This is a genomic window from Nocardioides eburneiflavus, assembly GCF_004785795.1.
Lineage (GTDB): Bacteria > Actinomycetota > Actinomycetes > Propionibacteriales > Nocardioidaceae > Nocardioides > Nocardioides eburneiflavus.
This window is the reverse complement of sequence record NZ_SRRO01000001.1, coordinates 4653945-4673817: the sequence shown is the minus strand read 5'-3', so window position 1 is coordinate 4673817 and position 19873 is coordinate 4653945. Positions and strand designations below refer to the sequence as shown.

23 protein-coding genes are annotated in these 19873 nt (G+C 72.2%); 11 read left to right on the top strand and 12 right to left on the bottom strand.

Annotated elements, in window-relative coordinates; all coding sequences use genetic code 11:
- Window positions 1–83: 83 nt before the first annotated feature.
- From EXE59_RS21985 to EXE59_RS21970, 4 genes are read right to left on the bottom strand one after another with little or no spacing between them, the layout of a single operon-like run.
- Window positions 84–494, bottom strand: coding sequence for a universal stress protein (locus EXE59_RS21985; RefSeq protein ID WP_135840806.1), 411 nt, complete (start codon window positions 492–494; stop codon window positions 84–86).
- Window positions 491–2035, bottom strand: coding sequence for a tripartite tricarboxylate transporter permease (locus EXE59_RS21980; RefSeq protein WP_135840805.1), 1545 nt, complete (start codon window positions 2033–2035; stop codon window positions 491–493). Before EXE59_RS21980 ends, EXE59_RS21985 begins: the two co-directional genes overlap by 4 nt.
- Window positions 2035–2571: a tripartite tricarboxylate transporter TctB family protein gene (locus EXE59_RS21975; RefSeq protein WP_210429099.1), complete on the bottom strand. Its 537-nt coding sequence runs from the start codon at window positions 2569–2571 to the stop codon at window positions 2035–2037. The genes EXE59_RS21980 and EXE59_RS21975 overlap by 1 nt, the downstream gene beginning before the upstream one ends.
- Window positions 2568–3563, bottom strand: a complete 996-nt coding sequence (locus EXE59_RS21970; protein WP_135840804.1) for a Bug family tripartite tricarboxylate transporter substrate binding protein — start codon at window positions 3561–3563, stop codon at window positions 2568–2570. Before EXE59_RS21970 ends, EXE59_RS21975 begins: the two co-directional genes overlap by 4 nt.
- Window positions 3564–3677: 114 nt before the next feature.
- On the opposite strand from EXE59_RS21970, the gene EXE59_RS21965 reads away from it, so the two are divergent.
- The 4 genes from EXE59_RS21965 to EXE59_RS21950 all read left to right on the top strand — a co-directional run bounded on the left by EXE59_RS21965 (window position 3678) and on the right by EXE59_RS21950 (window position 8019).
- Window positions 3678–5300 (top strand): sensor histidine kinase, encoded by a 1623-nt coding sequence (locus EXE59_RS21965; RefSeq protein WP_210429098.1) that lies wholly within the window; start codon window positions 3678–3680, stop codon window positions 5298–5300.
- Entirely contained in the window at window positions 5297–5989 is a 693-nt protein-coding gene (locus tag EXE59_RS21960) for a response regulator (protein WP_135840803.1), read from the top strand. Before EXE59_RS21965 ends, EXE59_RS21960 begins: the two co-directional genes overlap by 4 nt.
- 64 nt (window positions 5990–6053) lie before the next feature.
- A complete protein-coding gene (locus EXE59_RS21955) occupies window positions 6054–7535 on the top strand; it encodes an AlkA N-terminal domain-containing protein (RefSeq protein ID WP_135840802.1) in 1482 nt (493 codons plus the stop codon).
- Between the two features lies 1 nt (window position 7536).
- Window positions 7537–8019, top strand: a complete 483-nt coding sequence (locus EXE59_RS21950) for a methylated-DNA--[protein]-cysteine S-methyltransferase (protein ID WP_135840801.1) — start codon at window positions 7537–7539, stop codon at window positions 8017–8019.
- On the opposite strand, the gene EXE59_RS21945 is transcribed toward EXE59_RS21950, so the two are convergent.
- The 3 genes from EXE59_RS21945 to EXE59_RS21940 form a co-directional block, all read right to left on the bottom strand.
- Window positions 8016–8459 (bottom strand): hypothetical protein, encoded by a 444-nt coding sequence (locus EXE59_RS21945; RefSeq protein ID WP_135840800.1) that lies wholly within the window; start codon window positions 8457–8459, stop codon window positions 8016–8018. The genes EXE59_RS21950 and EXE59_RS21945 overlap by 4 nt on opposite strands.
- Window positions 8460–8507: 48 nt before the next feature.
- The gene (locus tag EXE59_RS23985) at window positions 8508–8669 is read right to left on the bottom strand and encodes a hypothetical protein (protein WP_168218637.1); all 162 of its coding nucleotides are present in this window, start codon (window positions 8667–8669) and stop codon (window positions 8508–8510) included.
- A gap of 173 nt (window positions 8670–8842) precedes the next feature.
- Window positions 8843–9565: an IclR family transcriptional regulator gene (locus EXE59_RS21940; protein WP_090972091.1), complete on the bottom strand. Its 723-nt coding sequence runs from the start codon at window positions 9563–9565 to the stop codon at window positions 8843–8845.
- A gap of 80 nt (window positions 9566–9645) precedes the next feature.
- Between EXE59_RS21940 and leuC the strand changes: the two genes are divergently transcribed.
- From leuC to EXE59_RS21925, 3 genes are all read left to right on the top strand, one after another.
- Entirely contained in the window at window positions 9646–11058 is a 1413-nt protein-coding gene (leuC, locus tag EXE59_RS21935; RefSeq protein ID WP_135840799.1) for a 3-isopropylmalate dehydratase large subunit, read from the top strand.
- Window positions 11059–11109: 51 nt separating this feature from the next.
- Complete coding sequence (gene leuD, locus EXE59_RS21930) at window positions 11110–11709, top strand: 3-isopropylmalate dehydratase small subunit (protein ID WP_135840798.1); 600 nt, start codon at window positions 11110–11112, stop codon at window positions 11707–11709.
- 115 nt (window positions 11710–11824) lie between these two features.
- Window positions 11825–12493 carry an HU family DNA-binding protein gene (locus EXE59_RS21925; protein ID WP_135840797.1) on the top strand — a complete coding sequence of 223 codons (669 nt, stop codon included), beginning with the start codon at window positions 11825–11827 and terminating at the stop codon, window positions 12491–12493.
- A gap of 31 nt (window positions 12494–12524) precedes the next feature.
- On the opposite strand, the gene cofC is transcribed toward EXE59_RS21925, so the two are convergent.
- Window positions 12525–13199, bottom strand: a complete 675-nt coding sequence (cofC, locus tag EXE59_RS21920) for a 2-phospho-L-lactate guanylyltransferase (RefSeq protein WP_135840796.1) — start codon at window positions 13197–13199, stop codon at window positions 12525–12527.
- Window positions 13200–13327: 128 nt separating this feature from the next.
- Between cofC and EXE59_RS21915 the strand changes: the two genes are divergently transcribed.
- Both EXE59_RS21915 and EXE59_RS21910 read left to right on the top strand, forming a co-directional pair.
- The gene (locus EXE59_RS21915; RefSeq protein WP_135840795.1) at window positions 13328–14107 is read left to right on the top strand and encodes a lysophospholipid acyltransferase family protein; all 780 of its coding nucleotides are present in this window, start codon (window positions 13328–13330) and stop codon (window positions 14105–14107) included.
- Window positions 14104–15105, top strand: a complete 1002-nt coding sequence (locus EXE59_RS21910) for an NAD(P)H-dependent glycerol-3-phosphate dehydrogenase (RefSeq protein WP_135840794.1) — start codon at window positions 14104–14106, stop codon at window positions 15103–15105. The genes EXE59_RS21915 and EXE59_RS21910 overlap by 4 nt, the downstream gene beginning before the upstream one ends.
- A 163-nt stretch (window positions 15106–15268) precedes the next feature.
- Here the strand turns inward: EXE59_RS21910 and EXE59_RS21905 are convergent, their stop codons facing one another.
- Entirely contained in the window at window positions 15269–16342 is a 1074-nt protein-coding gene (locus EXE59_RS21905; RefSeq protein ID WP_135840793.1) for a trans-sulfuration enzyme family protein, read from the bottom strand.
- Window positions 16343–16374: 32 nt separating this feature from the next.
- On the opposite strand from EXE59_RS21905, the gene EXE59_RS21900 reads away from it, so the two are divergent.
- Entirely contained in the window at window positions 16375–17520 is a 1146-nt protein-coding gene (locus EXE59_RS21900; RefSeq protein ID WP_135840792.1) for a D-alanine--D-alanine ligase family protein, read from the top strand.
- Between the two features lie 10 nt (window positions 17521–17530).
- Here EXE59_RS21900 and EXE59_RS21895 read toward each other — a convergent pair whose 3' ends face one another.
- Both EXE59_RS21895 and EXE59_RS21890 read right to left on the bottom strand, forming a co-directional pair.
- Complete coding sequence (locus EXE59_RS21895; protein WP_168218636.1) at window positions 17531–18037, bottom strand: DUF3515 domain-containing protein; 507 nt, start codon at window positions 18035–18037, stop codon at window positions 17531–17533.
- 17 nt (window positions 18038–18054) lie between these two features.
- Window positions 18055–18291 carry an Lrp/AsnC family transcriptional regulator gene (locus tag EXE59_RS21890; RefSeq protein ID WP_135840790.1) on the bottom strand — a complete coding sequence of 79 codons (237 nt, stop codon included), beginning with the start codon at window positions 18289–18291 and terminating at the stop codon, window positions 18055–18057.
- Between the two features lie 117 nt (window positions 18292–18408).
- On the opposite strand from EXE59_RS21890, the gene EXE59_RS21885 reads away from it, so the two are divergent.
- Window positions 18409–19359 carry a thiamine-phosphate kinase gene (locus EXE59_RS21885; RefSeq protein WP_135840789.1) on the top strand — a complete coding sequence of 317 codons (951 nt, stop codon included), beginning with the start codon at window positions 18409–18411 and terminating at the stop codon, window positions 19357–19359.
- A gap of 174 nt (window positions 19360–19533) precedes the next feature.
- On the opposite strand, the gene rpmB is transcribed toward EXE59_RS21885, so the two are convergent.
- Entirely contained in the window at window positions 19534–19719 is a 186-nt protein-coding gene (gene rpmB / locus EXE59_RS21880) for a 50S ribosomal protein L28 (protein ID WP_056602600.1), read from the bottom strand.
- Window positions 19720–19873 lie beyond the last annotated feature (154 nt).

The window sequence follows — 19873 nt, the reverse complement described above, 5'->3', positions numbered from 1 at the left end:
CGAATCCGGTCGGGGGTACAGCACACGAAGGGCCCGGTCGCCAGACCGGGCCCTTCGTCGTTCCTCCGCGTGCCGAGCAGGGGTCAGTGCGGTGGCTTCACCGCCAGCACCGCGCAGTCGGCGCCGAGCAGGATCCGTTGCGCCACGCTCCCCATGAGCAGCTTGCCGACGGGGGAGCGCCGGCGGAGGCCGATCACCACCAGGTCGGCGGCGACGTCCTCGGCCACCGCCAGCACCTGGTCGCCCACGTCGCCGCCCATCGAGCGACGTACGTCGACCTCGAGGCCGCTGTCGGCGAGGCCGGCCGTCAGCCGGGCCAGCTGCTCCTCGTCGGCGTACCGGTCGTCCACGAGGGCGTCGCCGCGGGTGGCGTTGACCACCACCACGTGCCCCGACCGCAGCCGCGCCTCCTCGACGGCCCGGGTCAGGGCCGCCTCGCCGTACTCGTCGGGGGACCAGCCCACCACGATCGTCGTCACTGCAGGGTCGCTCATCGCACCTTCTCCTCGTCGTCGGCGGGGTGGTCGAGCTCCGCGGCGGCTGCCGCCGGAGCCGGTCGTACGCGGCGGAGCACGAGCGGGGCGACCACGGCGAGCGCCACGACCGCGTAGATGACGACCGCGAGCGGCTCGCTCCACAGGCCGGCGACGTCGCCACCGGAGATCGCCATCGCCTCCCGCAGCTTGAGCTCCATCAGCGGGCCGAGGATCACACCGAGGATCAGCGGCAGCACCGGGAGCGCGAACCGCCGCATCATCAGCCCGAGCAGGCCGAGCACCAGCAGCAGGAACAGGTCGAAGGCCTGCAGGTTGGTGGCATACGACCCCAGGGCGGCGAAGAACAGGATGCCGGCGTAGAGCTGCGGCCGGGGGATCCGGAGCAGCTTGGCCCATACCGGCGCGAGCGGCAGGTTGAGGACCAGCAGCAGGACGTTGCCGATCAACAGGCTGGCGAGCAGCGCCCACACCAGCTCGGGCTGATCGGTCATCAGGCTGGGACCGGGCTCGATTCCGTAGCCCTGGAAGGCGGCCAGCATGACGGCTGAGGTCGCCGTCACCGGCAGGCCCAGGGCGAGCAGCGGCACGAAGGTGCCGGCGGCCGAGGCGTTGTTGGCCGCCTCGGGGCCGGCGACGCCCTCGATGGCGCCCCGGCCGAACTCGTCCTGGCCCTTGCGCGAGGCGATCCGCTTCTCGGTGATGTAGGACAGGAACGTCGGGATCTCCGCGCCACCGGCCGGCACCGCGCCGAACGGGAAGCCGAAGGCCGTGCCGCGCAGCCACGGGCCCCAGGACCTCTTGAGGTCCACGCGGCTCATCCACGGGCGACCGACGGGGATCACGTGCGCCGGGTTGCGTCGCAGGTGGGCAGCGACCCAGAGCGCCTCGCCGAGGGCGAAGATGCCGACGGCGACGACGACGACGTCGATCCGGTCCGCGAGCAGCGGCTGGTCGAAGCTGAGCCGGGGCTGACCGGTGTTGAGGTCGAGGCCCACGAGGCCGATGGTGAGCCCGATGAACAGCGCGATGAAGCCGCGCAGCGGCGAGCCGCCGAGCACGCTGGTCACCGAGACGATCGCGAGCACCATGAGCGCGAAGTACGAGGGTGCGCCGATCTCGACCGCCACCGACGCGAGCGCCGGGGCGAAGAAGACGACGAGCAGCGTGCCGATCGTGCCGGCGATGAAGGAGCCGATGGCAGCCGTGGCGAGTGCCTGGGCGGCCTTCCCGGCCCGCGCCATCAGGTTCCCCTCGAGCGCGGTCATCACCGACGCCGACTCGCCCGGGGTGTTGAGCAGGATCGCGGTCGTCGAGCCGCCGTACATGCCGCCGTAGTAGATCCCCGCGAACATGATGAAGGCGGCGACCGGGTCGAGGCCATAGGTCACGGGCAGCAGCAGCGCGACTGCCATGGCCGGGCCGATGCCCGGCAGGACGCCGACGAACGTGCCGAGCAGCACGCCGATGGCGCAGTACATGAGGTTCTCCGGGGTGAGGACGGAGCCGAAGCCGTCCATCAGCAGGCTGAGGTTCTCCATCAGAGCACCCCGTCCAGGATCCCGGCCGGGAGGATGACGCCCAGGCCCTCGTGGAAGAAGTACCAGCTGGCCACGGACAGCACGACGCCGACGATCACGTCGCGCACCAGCGTGCGGCTGCCGAGCGACCAGGCGCAGCCGACGAACAGCAGCGCGCCGCTCACCGCCCAGCCCAGGAACGTGATGGTGAGGACGGTGAAGAGCAGCACGCCGACGAGCTTGAGGACCGTCACCCAGTCGGCCGGGTGCCGCAGGTCGACGTCCTCGCCGCCCTCCGCCTGCGGGGTGTCACCGCGCAGCGTGGCCAGCACGAGCAGCAGGCCGAGCACGACGGTGATCGCGCCGATGACGTAGGGGAAGACGCGCGGCCCGACCGGGTCGCCGAAGCCGACTCGGAGCGTGGTGGCGTCATAGAAGGTGTAGGCGCCGACCACGACCAGCGCGCCGGCCAGGCCGAGCTGCGCGAGGTCGCGGTCGGGACCGGGGGACGTCCGCGGCGACTCCGCGGTGGTGGGGGTGTCGAGTGGTGTGCTCACAGCAGGTCCAGCTCCTCGAGGGTGGTGGCGACGCGCTCGTCCTGCTCCCGGAGGAACTGGGTGAACTCGTCGCCGGTCTTGAACTCGTCGATCCAGCCGTTGTCCTCGAGGGCCTGCTGCCACTCGGGGGTCTCGTGCATCTCCTCGAGCATCCCGATGAGCTCGTCACGCCGCTCGTCGCTGATGCCGGGGGGCGCCCAGACGCCGCGCCAGTTGGTGAAGACCAGGTCGATGCCGGCCTCCGTGAGGGTGGGCGCGTCGCTGATGCCCTCGCCCTTGAGCCGCTCCTCGCCGGACACCGCCAGCAGCCGGAGCTCGCCGGAGGAGAGCTGGCCCTCGAACTCGCCGACGCCGGAGAAGCCGACGTCGATCTTGTTGCCGAGCAGCGCGCTGGTCAGGGGGCCGCCGCCGTCGTACGGGACGTAGCGCACGTCGCGCGGGTCGACGCCCACGGTGCTGGCGAGCTGCATCGGGAACAGGTGGTCGGGCCCTCCGGGTGAGGACCCGCCGCCGACGACGATGGAGGCCGGGTCGTCCTGCCACGCCTGAACGAGGTCGTCGATCGTCTCGTACGGCGAGTCGGCGGGGACGAGGACGCCCTCCTGGTCCTCGATCAGCTGGGCGAGCGGCGTCGCGTCGTCCATCGAGTACGGCGCACCGAACGAGTAGAGCGACCCGACCACGCCGAGGCCGGCGGTCATCAGGGTGCGCTCGTCGCCCTCGGCGTTCATCAGCCGCGTCATCGCGACCGAGCCGCCGGCGCCGATCACGTTGGTGACCTCGAAGGAGCCGCCGGTGATGTCGCCGTTCTCCATGACCGCGACCGCGGCGCGGCCTGTCTGGTCGTAGCCGCCGCCGGGGCTGTTGGGGATGAGCATCGTCAGGTCCCGGCTCTCGTCGCCGCGGGTCACCCCGCAGCCCGTGGCCAGCACCAGCGCGCTGCCGAGCGCCACCGCCGTGGCGATGGCCCGCGTCGTCCTTCGGCGCCTCATGTGCACTCCGATCTCTTGGGGTTCGTGGGGGCGGTTCGCAGGTCCGCCCACCACGATGGTGGAGACTGCGTGTGGTGCTCGTCACGCTTGGGAAAGCAATGGAGGTTGTGGAACTTGTGGTCACGCTCGCGGTGGTGGCCGGCGACGCTCGCCGGGCAGTTCCTGGTGCTGCAGCTGACGGTGCTGCTCGTCGTGGTGGCCGTCGCCAGCATGGTGTCGGTGCAGCAGAGCGACGCCGACTTCCGCGACACGCGAGGCGCCCGGCTGCGCGCCGCGGCGGAGTCGATGGCCAACATCGCGGCCGTCCGTGACCCCTACCTGAACGGCGAGGTAGCGGAACGGCGGGCATCGCTGACGTCGTACACCCAGCGGGTGCGCACCAACGTCCAGGCCAGCGGGGTCTACCTCACCGACCCGGACGGCGTGGTGCTGGTCAGCAGCGACTTCGTGGGGCGCGAGCGCCGCATCGACCTGTCGGGGAGCACCGTCCAGAGGCGTCGCACCTGGACCGGCGACGTCGACGACTTCGGCACCCCGTCGATCGCCGCACAAGTGCCGATCATCGATGACGAGGGCGACCTCGTCGGTATCGCGATGGTGGCCGAGGAGTACCCGACGTGGGCGGAGCGCGCCCGCGGCGTGCTGCCGGACCTGCTCACCTTCGCCGGGCTGGGCCTCGCGCTCGGCGTGGCCGGCTCGTTCCTCCTGTCGCGCCTGATCAGGCGGCGTACGCGCGGCCTCGAGCCGGCGGCCATCGCCGCCCTCGCCGACCAGCGCGAGGCGCTCCTCCACTCGATCCGGGAAGGAGTGGTCGCCGTCGCCGAGGACGGCACCGTGACGGTGCTCAGCGACAGCGCTCGAGAGCTGATCGGCCTCGACGACGACGTGCAGGGCCGGCGCGTGGACGACCTCCGTCTCGATCCCGCCGTCCGGGACCTGCTCGCCGACCACGCCGAGATCCGCGACCACGTCGTGGTCCTGGGGGAGCGGGTCCTGGTCGTCAACCGCAACCCCGTCGTCGAGGGCGGCCGACGCGTCGCGTCGGTGACGACGTTGCGCGACCGCACCGAGCTGCTCGCCCTCCAGAGCGAGCTCAGCGCGCGCGAGTCGATCACCAACACCCTGCGCGCCCAGACCCACGAGTTCCACAACCAGCTGCACACCATCTCCGGCCTGGTCCAGCTCGGGGAGTACGACGAGGTGTCGCGCCTCGTCGGCACCCTGACCCGTCGTCGACGGGAGATCTCGGACGCCGTGACCGCTCACGTCGAGGACCCGGCGGTGGCGGCCCTCCTCATCGCCAAGACCAGCCTCGCCGCCGAGCGCGGGGTCGACCTGGCCATGGCCCCTGACTGCGACCTCCCGCGACTGGATCCCGAGGCCTCGACGGACGTCGGAACCGTGCTGGGCAACCTCGTCGACAACGCGATCGACGCGTCGGTGTCGGTGGGCGGCACGTCCGTCGAGGTCGACCTGCGGCTCGACGACGACGTCGTGCACCTCGCCGTCTCCGACAGCGGACCGGGCGTGCCGCCGGAGCTGGTCGGGCAGATCTTCCGTCGGGGGTGGAGCTCCAAGGCGGCGACCGCAGAGGGCCGGGGTGTCGGGCTGGCGCTGGTGCAGGTGGTCTGCGAGCGTCGGGGTGGCGCCGTGACGGTCCACGCCGGACCGGACGGCGCGGGCGCGGTGTTCGAGGCACGGCTGCCCGGAGTGGGAGCAGGAGTGGAGGCCCGATGACGGGACCGGCCGGAGCAGTCACGGTGCTGGTCGTCGACGACGACTTCATGGTGGCGCGCATCCACACGCAGTTCGTCGAGCGGACCGAGGGTTTCGTCGTCGTCGGGGTCGCCAGCAGCGGCCAGGCCGCGCTCGACGACGTCGCGCGACTGCGGCCCGACCTCCTGCTCCTCGACGTGCACCTGCCCGACATGACGGGCATCGACGTGCTGCGCCGGCTGCGAGCCGCCGGCGACGACGTGGGCGTTCTCGTGGTCACCGCCGCGCGCGAGGCCGACACGGTGCGGGCCGCGGCGTCCGGGGGTGCCGTGCACTACCTCGTCAAGCCGTTCGACTACGAGGACCTGCGCGTGCGCCTCGAGGCGTTCCGCGCCTCGCGGCTCGCACTCTCCGGCGCCGACGCACCGGGCCAGCAGGACATCGACGCCGTCTTCGGCGCGGCGGTCGCGCCGGCTCCCGCCGCGAGCCTGCCCAAGGGCCTGAGCCCCGAGACGGCCGACACGGTGCTCTCGTCCCTGCGCGGGAGCGGTGAGCTGTCGGCGGCCGAGTGCGCCGACGCGGTCGGCATCTCGCGGGTCTCGGCGCGGCGCTACCTCGAGCACTTCGTCGCCCGCGGATCGGCGAGCGTACGACTCCAGTACGGCGGCGCCGGCCGTCCCGAGCGCCGCTACCGCGCGGGTGGCTCCTGAGCCCGGCCACGGCGGTGTCCGTTTTCCGCTGGTGCCGTGTGCTGGGGGGTGACAGGCTCGGGGCATGACGCCGACCGGACACCTCGACACCGACGCGTGCTACCGCGCGGTCCGGAGCCGCGACCGACGCTTCGACGGGGTGTTCTACACGGCGGTCCGCACGACCGGCATCTACTGCCGTCCGTCCTGCCCGGCACGGACCCCCGCCGCCGGCAACGTGAGCTTCCACCCGACCGCGGCCAGCGCGCACGCCGCCGGCTACCGCGCGTGCAAGCGCTGCCTTCCCGACGCGACGCCCGGCAGCCCCGAGTGGGACGTGGCCGCCGATGTCGCGGGCCGCGCGATGCGGCTGATCGCCGACGGGCTCGTGGACCGCGAGGGGGTCGAGGGTCTCGCCCGCCGCATCGGCTACACCCCGCGCCACCTCGGCCGGCTGCTCACCCAGCAGCTCGGCGCCGCGCCCCTCGCGCTGGCGCGGGCCCGGCGTGCGCAGAGTGCGCGGGCCCTCATCGAGGCCACCGACCTCCCGCTGACGGACGTCGCCTTCGCCGCCGGTTTCGCCAGCGTGCGCCAGTTCAACGAGACGATGCGCGAGATCTACGCCGCCTCGCCGAGCGAGCTGCGCGGGAGGCGTACGGGCGCCCCGAGCGCAGGCGCCGTCACCATGCGGCTGCCCGTCCGCACGCCCTTCGCGGGCCGCCGGCTGCTCGACTTCCTCGCCTTCCACCTCGTCCCGGGCGTCGAGGTCGCCGGTCCGGGGTGGTACGCCCGCACCCTCGCCCTGCCCCATGGCGCGGGCACGGTCCGGCTCGGGCTCGGCGACCTCGCCGAGGGCGGCACGGGCTTCGTCACGGCGGAGTTCCACCTCGACGACCTGCGCGACACCGCGGCCGCGAGCGAGCGCGTACGCCGCCTGCTCGACGCCGACTGCGACCCGCGCGCGGTGGACGAGCACCTCGGTGCTGACCCCCTCCTGGGGGCGCTCGTCCGCGCCACGCCGGGACTTCGTGTGCCGGGGCAGGTCGACGGTGACGAGACCGCGATCCGCACGGTCATCGGCCAGCAGGTCAGCGTCTCCGGCGCCCGCACCGTGGCCGGTCGCGTCGTGGCGGAGCACGGCACGGCGGTCTCGACGACCGTGCCGGGCCTGACCCACCTGTTCCCCGGCGCCGCGACGCTCGCGACCCTCGACCCGGTCACGCTGCCGATGCCGCGCGCCCGGGGCCGTGCCCTCGTCGGGCTCGCCGCGGCCCTGGCGGACGGCCGGGTCCTGCTCGACCGCGGCCCCGACCGCGACGACGTACGCCGCGCCCTGCTCGAGCTCCCCGGGATCGGGCCCTGGACGGCCGACTACGTGGCGATGCGCGCGCTCGGGCACCCCGACGTCTTCCTGCCGACCGACCTCGGGGTGCGCCGGGTCCTGGCCGACCTCGGCGGCAGCGCGGACCCCGTGGCCTGGCGTCCGTGGCGCTCCTACGCCCTGATGCACCTGTGGAACACCCTGATGCCCGACTCCGCTTCGCCCACCCCGACCGAGGAGAACTGAGATGTGGACCCTGATGCCCTCGCCCGTCGGCGACCTGCGCATCGTCGAGCGGGACGGCTCGATCGTGGCGATCGAGTTCTCCCCGTTCCTGCCTCCGGCCGACGGCCGTCCGCTCGGTGCGCGGTCCGACGACGAGCCCGTGCTCGCAGAGGCCGTACGCCAGCTCACGGCGTACTTCGACCGCGAGCTCACCGCCTTCGACCTCCCGCTCGCGCCCACCGGCACCGACTTCCAGCGTCGGGTGTGGGAGCAGCTGGAGAAGATCGCCTATGGCGAGACCGCGTCCTACGGCGAGATCGCCGGCCGGCTCGGGATGACCAACGCCGCCTCGCGGGCCGTGGGCCTGGCCAACGGTCGCAACCCCATCCCGATCGTCGTGCCGTGCCACCGCGTCATCGGCGCCAACGGCACCCTCACCGGGTACGCCGGCGGGATCGAGCGCAAGCAGCAGCTGCTCGAGTTGGAGCAGGACGCGCTCTTCTAGGGCTGGTCGGGGCGCAGCCCACTGTCCGGACGGTGCGTCGTCCCGCCGATGGCTGCGCCGACCCCGGCAGGCAGGAGGACCAGGCCGGCGGTCCACACGGCGAGGAAGGCGTCGAACCGCAGACGCTCGACGAGGCCCATGCTGTCGTCGGCCTCGGCCACTGCCAGGCCGATCAGCCAGAGCGCCCCGAAGGCGAGGGCCACGATCGCCCAGGTCGCCGTGGTCGCGGCCGCACCCCGGCGGCGACCGTCGACGTACGCCCAGCCGAAGCTCACGGGCACCACGCCGCCGAACGCGATCAGGCCCGCACCGATGTTGGCGCCGCCGCCGTCGTCGGGGAAGACGAAGGGCAGGGAGGCGTAGTAGCCGGCCAGCGCGGCGCCCATCACGGCGAGGCGTACGACGACACGGACGAGGGTGGCGATGGCGTGGTGTCCCATGTCGCCAGCCTGCGCCTCGTGGGGTCTGACGCGACACCGCCGGCGTACTCAGGCAGGCGACCACTGGGGGTCGCGACCCGAGCGAGCCAGCAGGTGGTCGACGAGGGGAGCGGTGGGACCGACGGTCCTCGACGGTCCGAAGAGCCCCGGCGTGCCGCCTTCGTCGAAGGTCGAGACGAACGCCATGCACGCCGGCGCGGGTCGTCCCATCCCACGCCTCCGGGTTGCGCCAGGCCGCGGCGAGTGCGGGGACCCGCTGTCCGAGAGCTTCGCGCCACCCGGGCTCGACGTCCGGCCAGCCGCCGTCACTGGCGGCGGCCGACTGCGGTCGAGTGCCGTCTCTCGTTGCGAGGTGCCGCCACCCCGGCGCGGCTCGAGCAGGACTACTCCGAGGCAGCCCGGCGCAGCGACTCCGAGAGCCGGTCGGCGGCGGCGAGCACCGCGGGCGCGTGCATCCGGCCGGGCTGGCGCGAGAGCCGCTCGAGGGGCCCGGAGACGGACACGGCGGCGATGACCTTGCCGCCGGGGGAGCGGACCGGGGCCGAGACCGAGGCGACGCCCTGCTCGCGCTCGCCGACCGACTGCGACCAGCCGCGACGGCGGATGCCGGACAGCGCCGTCGCGGAGAAGGCGGCGTTCTGGAGACCACGGTGCATGCGCTCCGGGTCCTCCCAGGCCAGCAGGATCTGGGCGGCCGAGCCGGCGTTCATCGTGAGCTGGGAGCCGACCGGGATCGTGTCGCGCAGGCCCGAGGGGCGCTCGGCGGCGGCCACGCAGACGCGGTGCTCGCCCTGGCGTCGCCAGAGCTGAGCGGACTCACCGGTGATGTCGCGCAGGCGCGCCAGGACCGGTCCGGCGGCCGCCAGCAGGCGGTCCTCGCCTGCCGCGGCGGACAGCTCCGCGAGGCGCGGACCCAGCACGAAGCGACCCTGCATGTCACGGGCCACGAGGCGGTGGTGCTCGAGCGCGACGGCGAGGCGGTGCGCGGTCGGTCGGGCCAGCCCGGTGCCGGCGACGAGCCCGGCCAGGGTGGCCGGTCCGGCCTCGAGGGCCGCGAGCACGAGGGCGGCCTTGTCCAGCACGCCGACACCAGATCCGTTGTCCATATGCCGATATTCTCATCTCAGAGAGTGGGATGCAAGATGTAGCGTCGTCCCACCGCAATGCAGCAGAAGGAGTGTGTGTCATGGGCAAGACCCTGTCCGAGAAGGTCTGGGACGAGCACGTCGTCCGGAGCGCCCCCGGAGAGCCCGACCTGCTCTACATCGACCTCCACCTCCTCCACGAGGTGACCTCGCCGCAGGCCTTCGACGGCCTGCGCCTCGCCAACCGTACGGTGCGCCGCCCCGACCTGACGCTGGCCACCGAGGACCACAACGTGCCCACGGTCGACTGGGACAAGCCGATCGCCGACCCGGTGAGCCGCACCCAGGTCGAGACGCTGCGCAAGAACTGCGCCGACTTCGGCGTGCGGCTGCACCCGCTCGGCGACGTCGAGCAGGGGATCGTGCACGTCGTCGGTCCGCAGCTCGGCCTCACCCAGCCGGGGATGACCATCGTGTGCGGCGACTCGCACACGTCCACGCACGGCGCCTTCGGCGCGATCGCCTTCGGCATCGGCACCTCCGAGGTCGAGCACGTCCTCGCCACGCAGACGCTGACCCAGGCCAGGCCCAAGACCATGGCGGTCACCGTCAACGGCAGCCTGCCCGAGGGCGTCACGGCGAAGGACCTCGTCCTCACCCTCATCACCCACACCGGCACCGGGGGCGGCCAGGGCTACATCGTCGAGTACCGCGGCCAGGCCATCGAGGAGCTCTCGATGGAGGGCCGGATGACGGTGTGCAACATGTCGATCGAGTGGGGCGCCAAGGCCGGCCTCATCGCGCCCGACCAGACGACCTTCGACTACATCGAGGGCAAGCCCGAGGCTCCCACGGGCGCCGACTGGGACGCCGCCGTCGCGCACTGGAAGACCCTGCGCACCGACGACGACGCGGTCTTCGATCGTGAGATCGAGCTCGACGCGTCCACCATGACGCCGTTCGTCACGTGGGGCACGAACCCCGGCCAGGGTGCGCCGCTGGGTGCCTCGGTGCCGAGCCCCGACGACTTCGACGAGCCCAACGACAAGATCGCGACCGAGAAGGCCCTCCAGTACATGGGTCTCCGGGCCGGCACCCCGCTGCGCGAGGTCGAGGTCGACACCGTCTTCGTCGGCTCCTGCACCAACGGCCGCATCGAGGACCTGCGCCTGGCCGCCTCCATCCTCGAGGGTCGTACGGTCGCCGCCGGCACCCGCCTGCTCGTGGTGCCCGGCTCGGTGCGCGTACGCCTCCAGGCCGAGGCGGAGGGCCTGGACAAGGTGTTCATCGCCGCCGGCGCCGAGTGGCGCGGCGCGGGGTGCTCGATGTGCCTGGGCATGAACCCCGACCAGCTTGCGCCCGGCGAGCGCAGCGCATCGACGTCGAACCGCAACTTCGAGGGCCGGCAGGGCAAGGGCGGTCGTACGCACCTCGTGTCCGTCCCGGTCGCCGCCGCCACCGCGGTGCGCGGCACCCTCTCGTCCCCTGCCGATCTTCCCCCCATCGCTGGTTGAGGAAGTCGCGCAGCGACTGTCTCGAAACCCGTTCTGAACCAGGAGCTCCTGATGGACAAGTTCACCACCCACACCGGAGTCGGCGTACCGCTCAAGCGCAGCAACGTCGACACCGACCAGATCATCCCCGCCGTCTACCTCAAGCGCGTGACGCGCACCGGCTTCGAGGACGGACTCTTCGCCGCTTGGCGCAACGACCCCGACTTCGTGCTCAACAACCCCACCTACGCCAGCGGTTCCGTGCTGGTCGCGGGTCCTGACTTCGGCACCGGCAGCTCGCGCGAGCACGCCGTGTGGGCGCTGCAGAACTACGGCTTCAGGGTCGTCATCTCCTCCCGGTTCGCCGACATCTTCCGGGGGAACTCCGGCAAGGCCGGGCTGCTCGCGGCGCAGGTCGACGAGAAGGTCGTGCAGCGGCTGTGGGACTGGCTCGAGGACAACCCGGGCGGCGAGATCACCGTCGACCTGGAGAGCCGCACGCTCCGCGCCGGCGCCGGCGAGGACGCCGTCGAGGACTCCTTCGACATCGACGACTACACCCGCTGGCGCCTGCTGGAGGGGCTCGACGACATCGGGATCACCCTCGGCCACGACGACGTGATCACGGAGTTCGAGGCGAGTCGTGCGGGCTGGAAGCCCGTCACTGCTTGAAAAAACCCCTACGAACAAGGGCGATGGTGATTGTCCTCACCCTTCCTTGTGCCTAGCGTGCCTTGCAGGGTCGAGCACGAGCTCGGCATCCGAGGTTCATTGGGAAGGGAAGCTAGTGAACAAGTCAGAGCTCATCGACGCGCTCGCCGCGCGTTACGAGGGGAACCGCAAGCAGGCGGCCCATGCACTGGAGTCGGTGCTCGACACCATCACCCGCGAGGTCGCCAAGGGCGAGAAGGTCGCGATCACGGGCTTCGGCTCCTTCGAGAAGGCCGTCCGCAACGCGCGCTGGGTGCGCAACCCCCAGACCGGGGAGCGGATGAAGTCGAAGAAGAAGGCCGTGCCGAAGTTCTCCGCGGGCAAGGAGCTCAAGGACGTCATCTCCGGCGCGAAGAAGCTCCCGCGGCTGACCGCGGCCACCATGCCCAAGCCGCCGGGCGTACGCGCCGCGGCCGCTGCCGTCGCCGGCGCCACCGGCAAGAAGGCGGCCCCGGCGAAGTCGACGGCGTCGAAGTCCGCCGCCCCGGCGAAGAAGACGACTGCCAAGAAGGCCGCTCCGGCCAAGAAGGCGGCCCCCGCGAAGAAGACCGCCGCCAAGAAGTCGTCGGCCACGAAGACGACGACTGCCAAGGCTCCGGCCAAGAAGACCACCGCCAAGAAGACGACGCCGGCCAGCACCGCCAAGAAGACCACGACCAAGAAGGCCGCACCGGCCAAGAAGACCGCTGCCAAGAAGGCACCCGCAAAGAAGGCGCCGGCCAAGAAGGCCGCCAAGAAGTCCTGAGCCGCAGGCTCGGGCTCGGCGCGAGGGCGGGTCACCCCAACGGGGTGACCCGCCCTTCGCATGCCCGCGAGGTGTGCGGACCGACGCCGGCGGCCAGCGCCTCGCCGAGGTCGGCGAGGTCGTCGACGTCCGTACGCACGCTGGTGGCGGAGGTGCCCGCCTCGACGGCGCCCGTGCTGCGATGACGCGCCGCCGACTCCGCGCCGAACCGAGGGTCGAAGTGTGCGGCCGGCGCGGCGTACAGGGTCGTCCCGCTCCCGGCGCGGTCGGGCACGAACGCGGAGCGGCCGGCAGCGACGTGCCCGGCGACCTCGCGGAGCACAGCGGCGAGCTCCACCGGACGGAGCCGCGGCAGGTCGGCGCACAGGGCGACCGGCACCGCGCCCGGCCAGCGACGCACGACCTCGGCCACGGCCTGGACGAGGGTCGCGTTGAGGTTCTCGCTGGTCCCGTCGGGCATCACCTCGCAGCCGAGCGCGCGCATCGAGGACGCCAGGCGGAAGTCGTCGGTGACGACCAGGACGGCCTCCACGCCGGGCGTCGACGCGGCTGCCTGTGCGGTGTCGAGCGCGAACGCCTCGGCCACGTCACGGCGCACCTCGTCGCTCAGCCCGCCCAGCCGGGACTTGCCGACGGCAGGCGGCTTGACGGGGATGACGACCACGCACCGGGTCGCGACGGACGAGGCCTGCAGCGGAGTGGACATCGCGACGATTCTCCCATCCCGGACCAGCGTGCCGGTGGGGTCCGCGGACCGGGGTGACCGAGTAGCCTGCTCGCGACGCAGGGAGCGTCCGGGCACTGCCCGCGGAGATCTGGTCGGGAGGGGAGTCGGTGCGCGTCAGGAAGCTGGAGCAGCCACGCGGCTGGGCGATGACGGTGGCGGCGGCCATCCTCAAGCCCACCTTGCTCGCGGCCACGTCCCGCACCTGGATCGACGGCGAGAAGATCCCCGCCACCGGTGGGTGCATCGTCGTGATCAACCACATCTCCCACGTCGACCCGCTGTTGTCGGCGCACTTCGTCTACGACCACGGCCGGCTCCCGCGCTACCTCGCGAAGTCGGGGCTGTTCACCAACAAGGCTCTCAGCGGTTTCCTGACCTCCGCCGGACAGATCCCCGTCGAGCGGCTGAGCCGCAACGCGATCGGTGCGTACGACGCGGCGGTGCGCGCGATCGGCGAGGGGGAGTGCATCGTGATCTATCCCGAGGGCACCCTGACCCGCGACCCGGACCTCTGGCCGATGAAGGGCAAGACCGGTGCCGCCCGGATCGCCCTCGCCACGGGCTGCCCGGTGATCCCGGTCGGACAGTGGGGTGCGCACGAGGTGCTGCCGCCCTACACCAAGCGGCCGCACCTGGTCCCGCGAAAGGACATCGTGATGAAGGCGGGCGACCCGGTGCCGCTCGACGACCTCCTCGCCCTGCCGCAGTCGGCGGAGACCACCGCGAGGGCCACCGAGCGGATCATGTCGGCCATCACCGCTCTCGTCGCCGACATCCGCGACGAGCCGGCGCCGGATCGGCGCTACGACCCGCGCGCCAGTGGGGTTCGCGAGATCGGCAACCCCTACGACGAGCCCCACCGAACGAAGAGGAAGCGCAGCCGATGACCAAGATCGCAGTGTTCAGTGCCGGATCGTGGGGCACCGCGTTCTCGCTCGTGCTCGCCGACGCAGGCAACGACGTGTCGCTGTGGGCCCGACGCGACGAGGTCGTGGAGGCGATCAACGAGCGCCGGGAGAACACCGACTACCTCCCCGGCATCGAGCTGCCGCCGTCGATCACCGCGTCCACCGACGCCGAGAAGGTCGCCGCCGACGCCGACGTCGTCGTGCTCACCGTGCCGTCGCAGAGCCTGCGCGAGAACCTCACCGCGTGGGCCCCGGTCCTGCCGGAGAAGGCGACGCTGGTGTCGCTGATGAAGGGTGTCGAGCTCGGCTCGCTGATGCGGATGAGCGAGGTGATCCAGGAGGTCACCGATGCCTCCGCGGACCGCATCGCCGTGGTCAGCGGGCCCAACCTCGCGCGTGAGATCGCGCGCCGTGAGCCGGCCGCCTCGGTCGTCGCCTGCCTCGACGAGGAGCGCGCCAAGCACATCCAGGCCATCACCCACGGGCCGTCGTGGCGGCCCTACACGTCGGTGGACGTGCTCGGCTGCGAGATCGGCGGGGCCTACAAGAACGTCGTCGGCCTCGCTGTCGGCATGGCCGTCGGGCTGGGCTTCGGCGACAACACGACGGCCTCGGTCATCACCCGCGGCCTCGCCGAGACCGCACGCCTGGCGACCGCGCAGGGCGCGAACCCGCTGACCCTGATGGGGCTCGCCGGCCTCGGCGACCTGGTCGCCACCTGCTCCTCCCCGCTCTCGCGCAACCGCACGTTCGGCGAGCGTCTCGGCCAGGGCATGACCACCGAGGAGATCTACGCCTCGACCCGCCAGGTCGCCGAGGGTGCGAAGTCCTGCAAGTCCCTGCTCGAGCTCGCCCGCCGTACGGGCGTCGACGCGCCGATCGCCGAGGCGGTCGACGCCGTGGTCGACGGCAAGATGACCGCGCTCGACATGATGAACTCCTTCATCGCCCGCGACACCAAGGCCGAGATGGGATAGGCCTGCCGCTGGTTGAGCAGGTCGCGCAGCGACGGTGTCGAAACCGAGGCTGCTTGTCCGGCTGACCGGATGTCGACGCGCTCGTGCGACTTCGTTCCTCAGTCGCGTCGCTTGCTCAATCTGGCTTCGCCACGCCCCGACCTCGTGCCTCGGTCGTGACTGCTCAGCCCACGCACCCGTCGAGTGCCGCCCTGAGGTCCTCCCAGAGGTCCTCGACGTCCTCGATGCCCACGGACAGCCGGACGAGCCCGTCGGGGATGGTCGCGGCCTCGGCCTTCCACCGGCGTCGGCGCTCGAGGCTCGACTCCACGCCGCCGAGGGAGGTGGCGTGGATCCAGAGCCGGGTCTTGCGGCTGAGCAGGTCGGCGGCCATCTCGCCCTGGGCGAGCACGATGCTGATGATCGCGCCGAAGCCGGGATAGCGCACCTCGGACAGCGCCGGGTGCTCGCCGAGCCGGCGTACGAGCTCCTGGGCGTTGGCCTGCGCGCGCTCGACGCGCAGGTGGAGCGTGCGCAGGCCGCGCAGGGTCAGCCACGCCTCGAACGGGCCGGGGATCGCGCCGACGAGGTCGCGGCGTCCCTTGAGCACGGACCACAGCTCGTCGTCGCGGGTGACGATGGCACCCATCTGCACGTCGGAGTGTCCGGCGAGGTACTTGGTCGCCGAGTGCACGACCAGGTCCACGTCGTCCTCGAGAGGACGCTGCAGCAGGGGAGTGGCGAAGGTGTTGTCGACGACGACGTACGCGCCGGCCTCGTGCGCGGCTGCCGTGATGGTGGGGATGTCGGCGACCTCCAGCGCGGGGTTGGTCGGCGACTCCAGCCACACCAGCGCCGCGCCGTCGCACGCCTTGACGACGGCCTCGGTGTCGGTGATGTCGACCATCTCGGCCGTCAGCCGTCCGCGGGACTCGAGGTCGGCGAGCTGCATGATCGTGCCGGTGTAGGCGTGCTTCGGCACCACGACCCGGCCCTCCTTGCCGACGAGGTCGAGGACGGTGGCGACGGCCGCGAGCCCCGAGGCGAAGGTCAGGCAGCGACCGCCCTCGAGGGCGCCGAGCGCGTCCTCCAGCGCCGTCCACGTGGGGTTGCCGTAGCGGCCGTACTCCACCTCACCACCGGCGACGTAGGTCGCGGCCATCGTGATCGGGGTGTTGAGCGGCGCGTCGGGCGTCTTGTCCGGTCGACCGGCGGTGACGGCGAGGGTGCCGGGTCGGAGCTGCGGGTCGGGAGCCATGGGCGCCAGCGTAGGTGGATAGGGTCGTGCCGATGAACGACACCTCCCCTGACAGGACCGCCGACGCCCACGGACGCAAGCCCCGCGTCGCCGTGGTGTTCGGTGGCCGCTCCTCCGAGCACGGCATCTCGTGCGTCACCGCGGGGAGCGTGCTGGCCGCGATCGACCGCGAGGCGTACGACGTGGTGCCGGTCGGCATCGCCACCGACGGCCGCTGGGTGCTCGAGGCCGACGAGCCCGGCCGGCTCGCCATCCGCGGCAACGACCTGCCCGAGGTCGACGCCGACCGCTCGCCCGTCGCCCTGATGGGCGCGACCACCGGCACCGACCTCGTGGTCACCGAGCCCGCGAGCGTCCCGTCGGTCATCGGCGAGGTCGACGTGGTCTTCCCGCTGCTCCACGGGCCGTGGGGCGAGGACGGCACGCTGCAGGGAATGTTGGAGATGGCGGGCGTGCGCTACGTCGGCTCTGGCGTCCTGGCCTCGGCGGTCGGCATGGACAAGGCCTTCATGAAGGTCGTCCTCCAGGCCGCCGGCCTGCCGGTCACGCCCGGCATGGTCGTCACCCGCGCCGAGCTCGAGCAGGACCCGGTCGGCGTGCGCGCGCGGGTCGAGGAGCTCGGCTTCCCGGTCTTCGCCAAGCCCGCGCGCGCCGGCTCGAGCATGGGCATCAGCAAGGTCCACGACGCCTCCGAGGTCCAGGACGCGCTCGAGGAGGCCTTCCGTCACGACCCCAAGGTGCTCGTCGAGCAGTCGATGGAGGGTGCGCGCGAGGTCGAGTGCGGCGTCCTCGGCACCCTCGAGGGTCCGCCCGAGACGTCCCGCCCCGGCGAGGTCCGCACCGGCGGTGACCACGAGTTCTACGACTTCGAGGCCAAGTACCTCGCCGACCAGCACACCGAGATCGACATCCCCGCCGACATCCCCGCCGACGTCGAGCAGCAGCTCCGGGCGATGGCGGTGCGCGCCTTCGAGGCGCTCTCGTGCGAGGGCCTGGCCCGCGTCGACTTCTTCGTCATGCCCGACGGGTCCCTCGTCATCAACGAGCTCAACACGATGCCCGGCTTCACCCCCACGTCGATGTACCCCCAGCTCTGGGCGGCTACCGGGATGAGCTACCCCGAGCTCGTCGACCGGCTCGTGCAGCTGGCGCTGCGCCGCGACACGGGCCTGCGCTGAACGGTCTCCGCTACAGGCACGACAGCCCCTCGCCGAGGTGCTCCTCCAGCACCGGTGCGAGCTCGGCGAGGGCGCGGTCGATGCCCTCGGTGCGGTGCTCGGCGGGCACCAGCACCTCGACGAAGGGCGTACGGCTGAGCGCGACGGGCGTGGCGTCCTCGGCCGGGTCGGTGAGCTGGTCGTCGGGGACGTACCAGCCGACGCCCTCGATGACGCTGCACTCGGCGGTGGGCTCGTAGTCCTCCGGCTCCGGGACCCCGCAGGTGAGGACGTACGACGCCCGTCCGCCCCAGGCGGCGCCCAGCGCGTCCGCCGGCTCGACGCCCACCCGGTCCTTCCCGGCGAGCGTGCCCGGCAGGTCGGCGACCAGGGCCTCGCACGCGGCACGATCGGCGTCGGAGAGGTCGTGGTCGTCGATGGTGATGGTGCTGCTGCACCCTGCCAGCACCAGGCAGGCGGCAGCCGACGCGACGACGCCCCGGCTCCACGAGGAGCCGAGGCGTCGTGCGGGCGGCACTGCGGACAGGCCTGGGATCAGATGTGGACGACCGGGCACGTCAGCGTGCGGGTGATGCCGTCGAGGTTCTGCACCTTGGAGACGACGAGCTTGCCGAGCTCGTCGACGTTCTTGGCCTCGGCGCGGACGATCACGTCGTAGGGACCGGTCACGTCCTCGGCGAGGGTGACGCCGTTGACCTGGGCGATGGCCTTGGCCACCTCGGCGGCCTTGCCGACGTCGGTCTGGATCAGGATGTAGGCCTGGACGACCATCGTGGACTCCTCGGTCTCGTTCAACGGGTGTGACCGGCACAACCTACCGCGCCACGCGGGCGGGCCGACAGGGGATGGGTGCCTGTGGTCACGGTCCCCGTCTGGTGGGATGGGGACATGGCACTCGACGCGGACGCAACCCTCGGCGATGCAGGCGAGTTCGGGCTGATCGCGGAGCTGGTGGAGATCTTCGAGGGGGACGACCACGTGCTCGTCGGCCCCGGTGACGACGCCGCCGTCCTGCGCATCAAGCACGGCCACGTCGTCGTCTCCACCGACCTCATGGTCGAGGGTCGCCACTTCCGTCGCGACTGGGCCAGTGCCGCCGACGTCGGCCACCGGGCGGCCGCCCAGAACCTCTCCGACATCAACGCGATGGGCGGCACGGCGCGCCACCTCACGATCGGCCTGGCCGCGCCCGCGGACCTCCCGGTCGCGTGGGCGCTCGACTTCGCCCGCGGGTTCGCCGAGGAGTGCGCGAGCCTCGGTGCCACCGTCGTCGGCGGCGACGTCACGCGCGCCGACGAGATCGTCATCGCCGTGACGGTGCTCGGCCAGTGCTTCCAGTCACCCGTGCTCCGCTCGGGTGCGCGGCCCGGCGACGTGCTCGCGCTCACCGGGCGGCAGGGCTGGGCGGCCGGAGGGCTGGCGGTCCTGGGCCGGGGCTTCCGCTCCCCGCGGGTGCTCGTCGAGGCGTACCGCCGTCCGGAGCCCCCGTACGCCGCGGGCAAGCAGGCGGCCGAGGCCGGCGCGACCGCGCTCATCGACGTCTCCGACGGGCTCCTCGCTGAGGCCGGGCACCTCGCGGAGGCGAGCGGCGTCGCGATCGACGTGCGCACGGGTGCCTTCGAGGTCCCCGAGCCGCTGCAGGCCGTCGGCGCCGCCCTCGGCGCCGACCCCCTCCAGTTCATCCTCGGCGGGGGAGACGACCACGCGCTGCTGGCGACCTTCCCCGACCTCGCGTCGGTGCCGTCCGGGTGGCACGTCGTCGGCGAGGTGGCCGAGGGCGAGGGCGTCACGGTCGACGGCGGGGCCTACGAGGGCCCCACCGGCTGGACCCACTTCTGAGGCCGGTCCCGCGGGACCTGATGGGGAAGTCCGACACCTGAAGGGGTTTGTACGGGCCTCCAGGTGAGCGACTCCCCGCTCGAGCGGGGACTCTGCGATGGGGCGTCGCCCACGAAACGACGAAGCCCCCGCCGCATCAGCGACGGGGGGCTCTCGTACGAGGTCTGGGTCAGGTCAGCGGGAGACCTTGCCGGCCTTGAGGCAGCCGGTGCAGACGTTGAGGCGCTTGGGCGTGCCGTTCACGGTCGCCCGGACGCGCTGGATGTTGGGGTTGAAGCGACGCTTCGTGATCTTGCGCGACCAGGGACGGTTGTTTCCGAAGCCCGGCTTCTTGGCGCAGATGTCGCAGACGGCAGCCACCGTGCACTCCGATCCGTTCGAGGTTGATAGATGTTCGAGAGGCCAGCACGCCGCAGGAAGCGGCACGAGGCAACCGGGCAACAGTAGCCGAGGACCCGCGCTGGGATGAAATCGAAGCCGCGTCGAGTCAGACCGGTCGGTGCAGGGCACTACC

Excerpts from the sequence above, each read along its gene's own strand:
- EXE59_RS21985 (WP_135840806.1), bottom strand. The coding sequence starts at position 494 with ATGAGCGACCCTGCAGTGACGACGATCGTGGTGGGCTGGTCCCCCGAC.
- EXE59_RS21980 (WP_135840805.1), bottom strand. The coding sequence starts at position 2,035 with ATGGAGAACCTCAGCCTGCTGATGGACGGCTTCGGCTCCGTCCTCACC.
- EXE59_RS21970 (WP_135840804.1), bottom strand. The coding sequence starts at position 3,563 with ATGAGGCGCCGAAGGACGACGCGGGCCATCGCCACGGCGGTGGCGCTC.
- EXE59_RS21960 (WP_135840803.1), top strand. The coding sequence starts at position 5,297 with ATGACGGGACCGGCCGGAGCAGTCACGGTGCTGGTCGTCGACGACGAC.
- EXE59_RS21955 (WP_135840802.1), top strand. The coding sequence starts at position 6,054 with ATGACGCCGACCGGACACCTCGACACCGACGCGTGCTACCGCGCGGTC.
- EXE59_RS21950 (WP_135840801.1), top strand. The coding sequence starts at position 7,537 with ATGTGGACCCTGATGCCCTCGCCCGTCGGCGACCTGCGCATCGTCGAG.
- EXE59_RS21945 (WP_135840800.1), bottom strand. The coding sequence starts at position 8,459 with ATGGGACACCACGCCATCGCCACCCTCGTCCGTGTCGTCGTACGCCTC.
- EXE59_RS23985 (WP_168218637.1), bottom strand. The coding sequence starts at position 8,669 with ATGGGACGACCCGCGCCGGCGTGCATGGCGTTCGTCTCGACCTTCGAC.
- EXE59_RS21940 (WP_090972091.1), bottom strand. The coding sequence starts at position 9,565 with ATGGACAACGGATCTGGTGTCGGCGTGCTGGACAAGGCCGCCCTCGTG.
- leuC (WP_135840799.1), top strand. The coding sequence starts at position 9,646 with ATGGGCAAGACCCTGTCCGAGAAGGTCTGGGACGAGCACGTCGTCCGG.
- leuD (WP_135840798.1), top strand. The coding sequence starts at position 11,110 with ATGGACAAGTTCACCACCCACACCGGAGTCGGCGTACCGCTCAAGCGC.
- cofC (WP_135840796.1), bottom strand. The coding sequence starts at position 13,199 with ATGTCCACTCCGCTGCAGGCCTCGTCCGTCGCGACCCGGTGCGTGGTC.
- EXE59_RS21910 (WP_135840794.1), top strand. The coding sequence starts at position 14,104 with ATGACCAAGATCGCAGTGTTCAGTGCCGGATCGTGGGGCACCGCGTTC.
- EXE59_RS21905 (WP_135840793.1), bottom strand. The coding sequence starts at position 16,342 with ATGGCTCCCGACCCGCAGCTCCGACCCGGCACCCTCGCCGTCACCGCC.
- EXE59_RS21900 (WP_135840792.1), top strand. The coding sequence starts at position 16,375 with ATGAACGACACCTCCCCTGACAGGACCGCCGACGCCCACGGACGCAAG.
- EXE59_RS21890 (WP_135840790.1), bottom strand. The coding sequence starts at position 18,291 with ATGGTCGTCCAGGCCTACATCCTGATCCAGACCGACGTCGGCAAGGCC.
- EXE59_RS21885 (WP_135840789.1), top strand. The coding sequence starts at position 18,409 with ATGGCACTCGACGCGGACGCAACCCTCGGCGATGCAGGCGAGTTCGGG.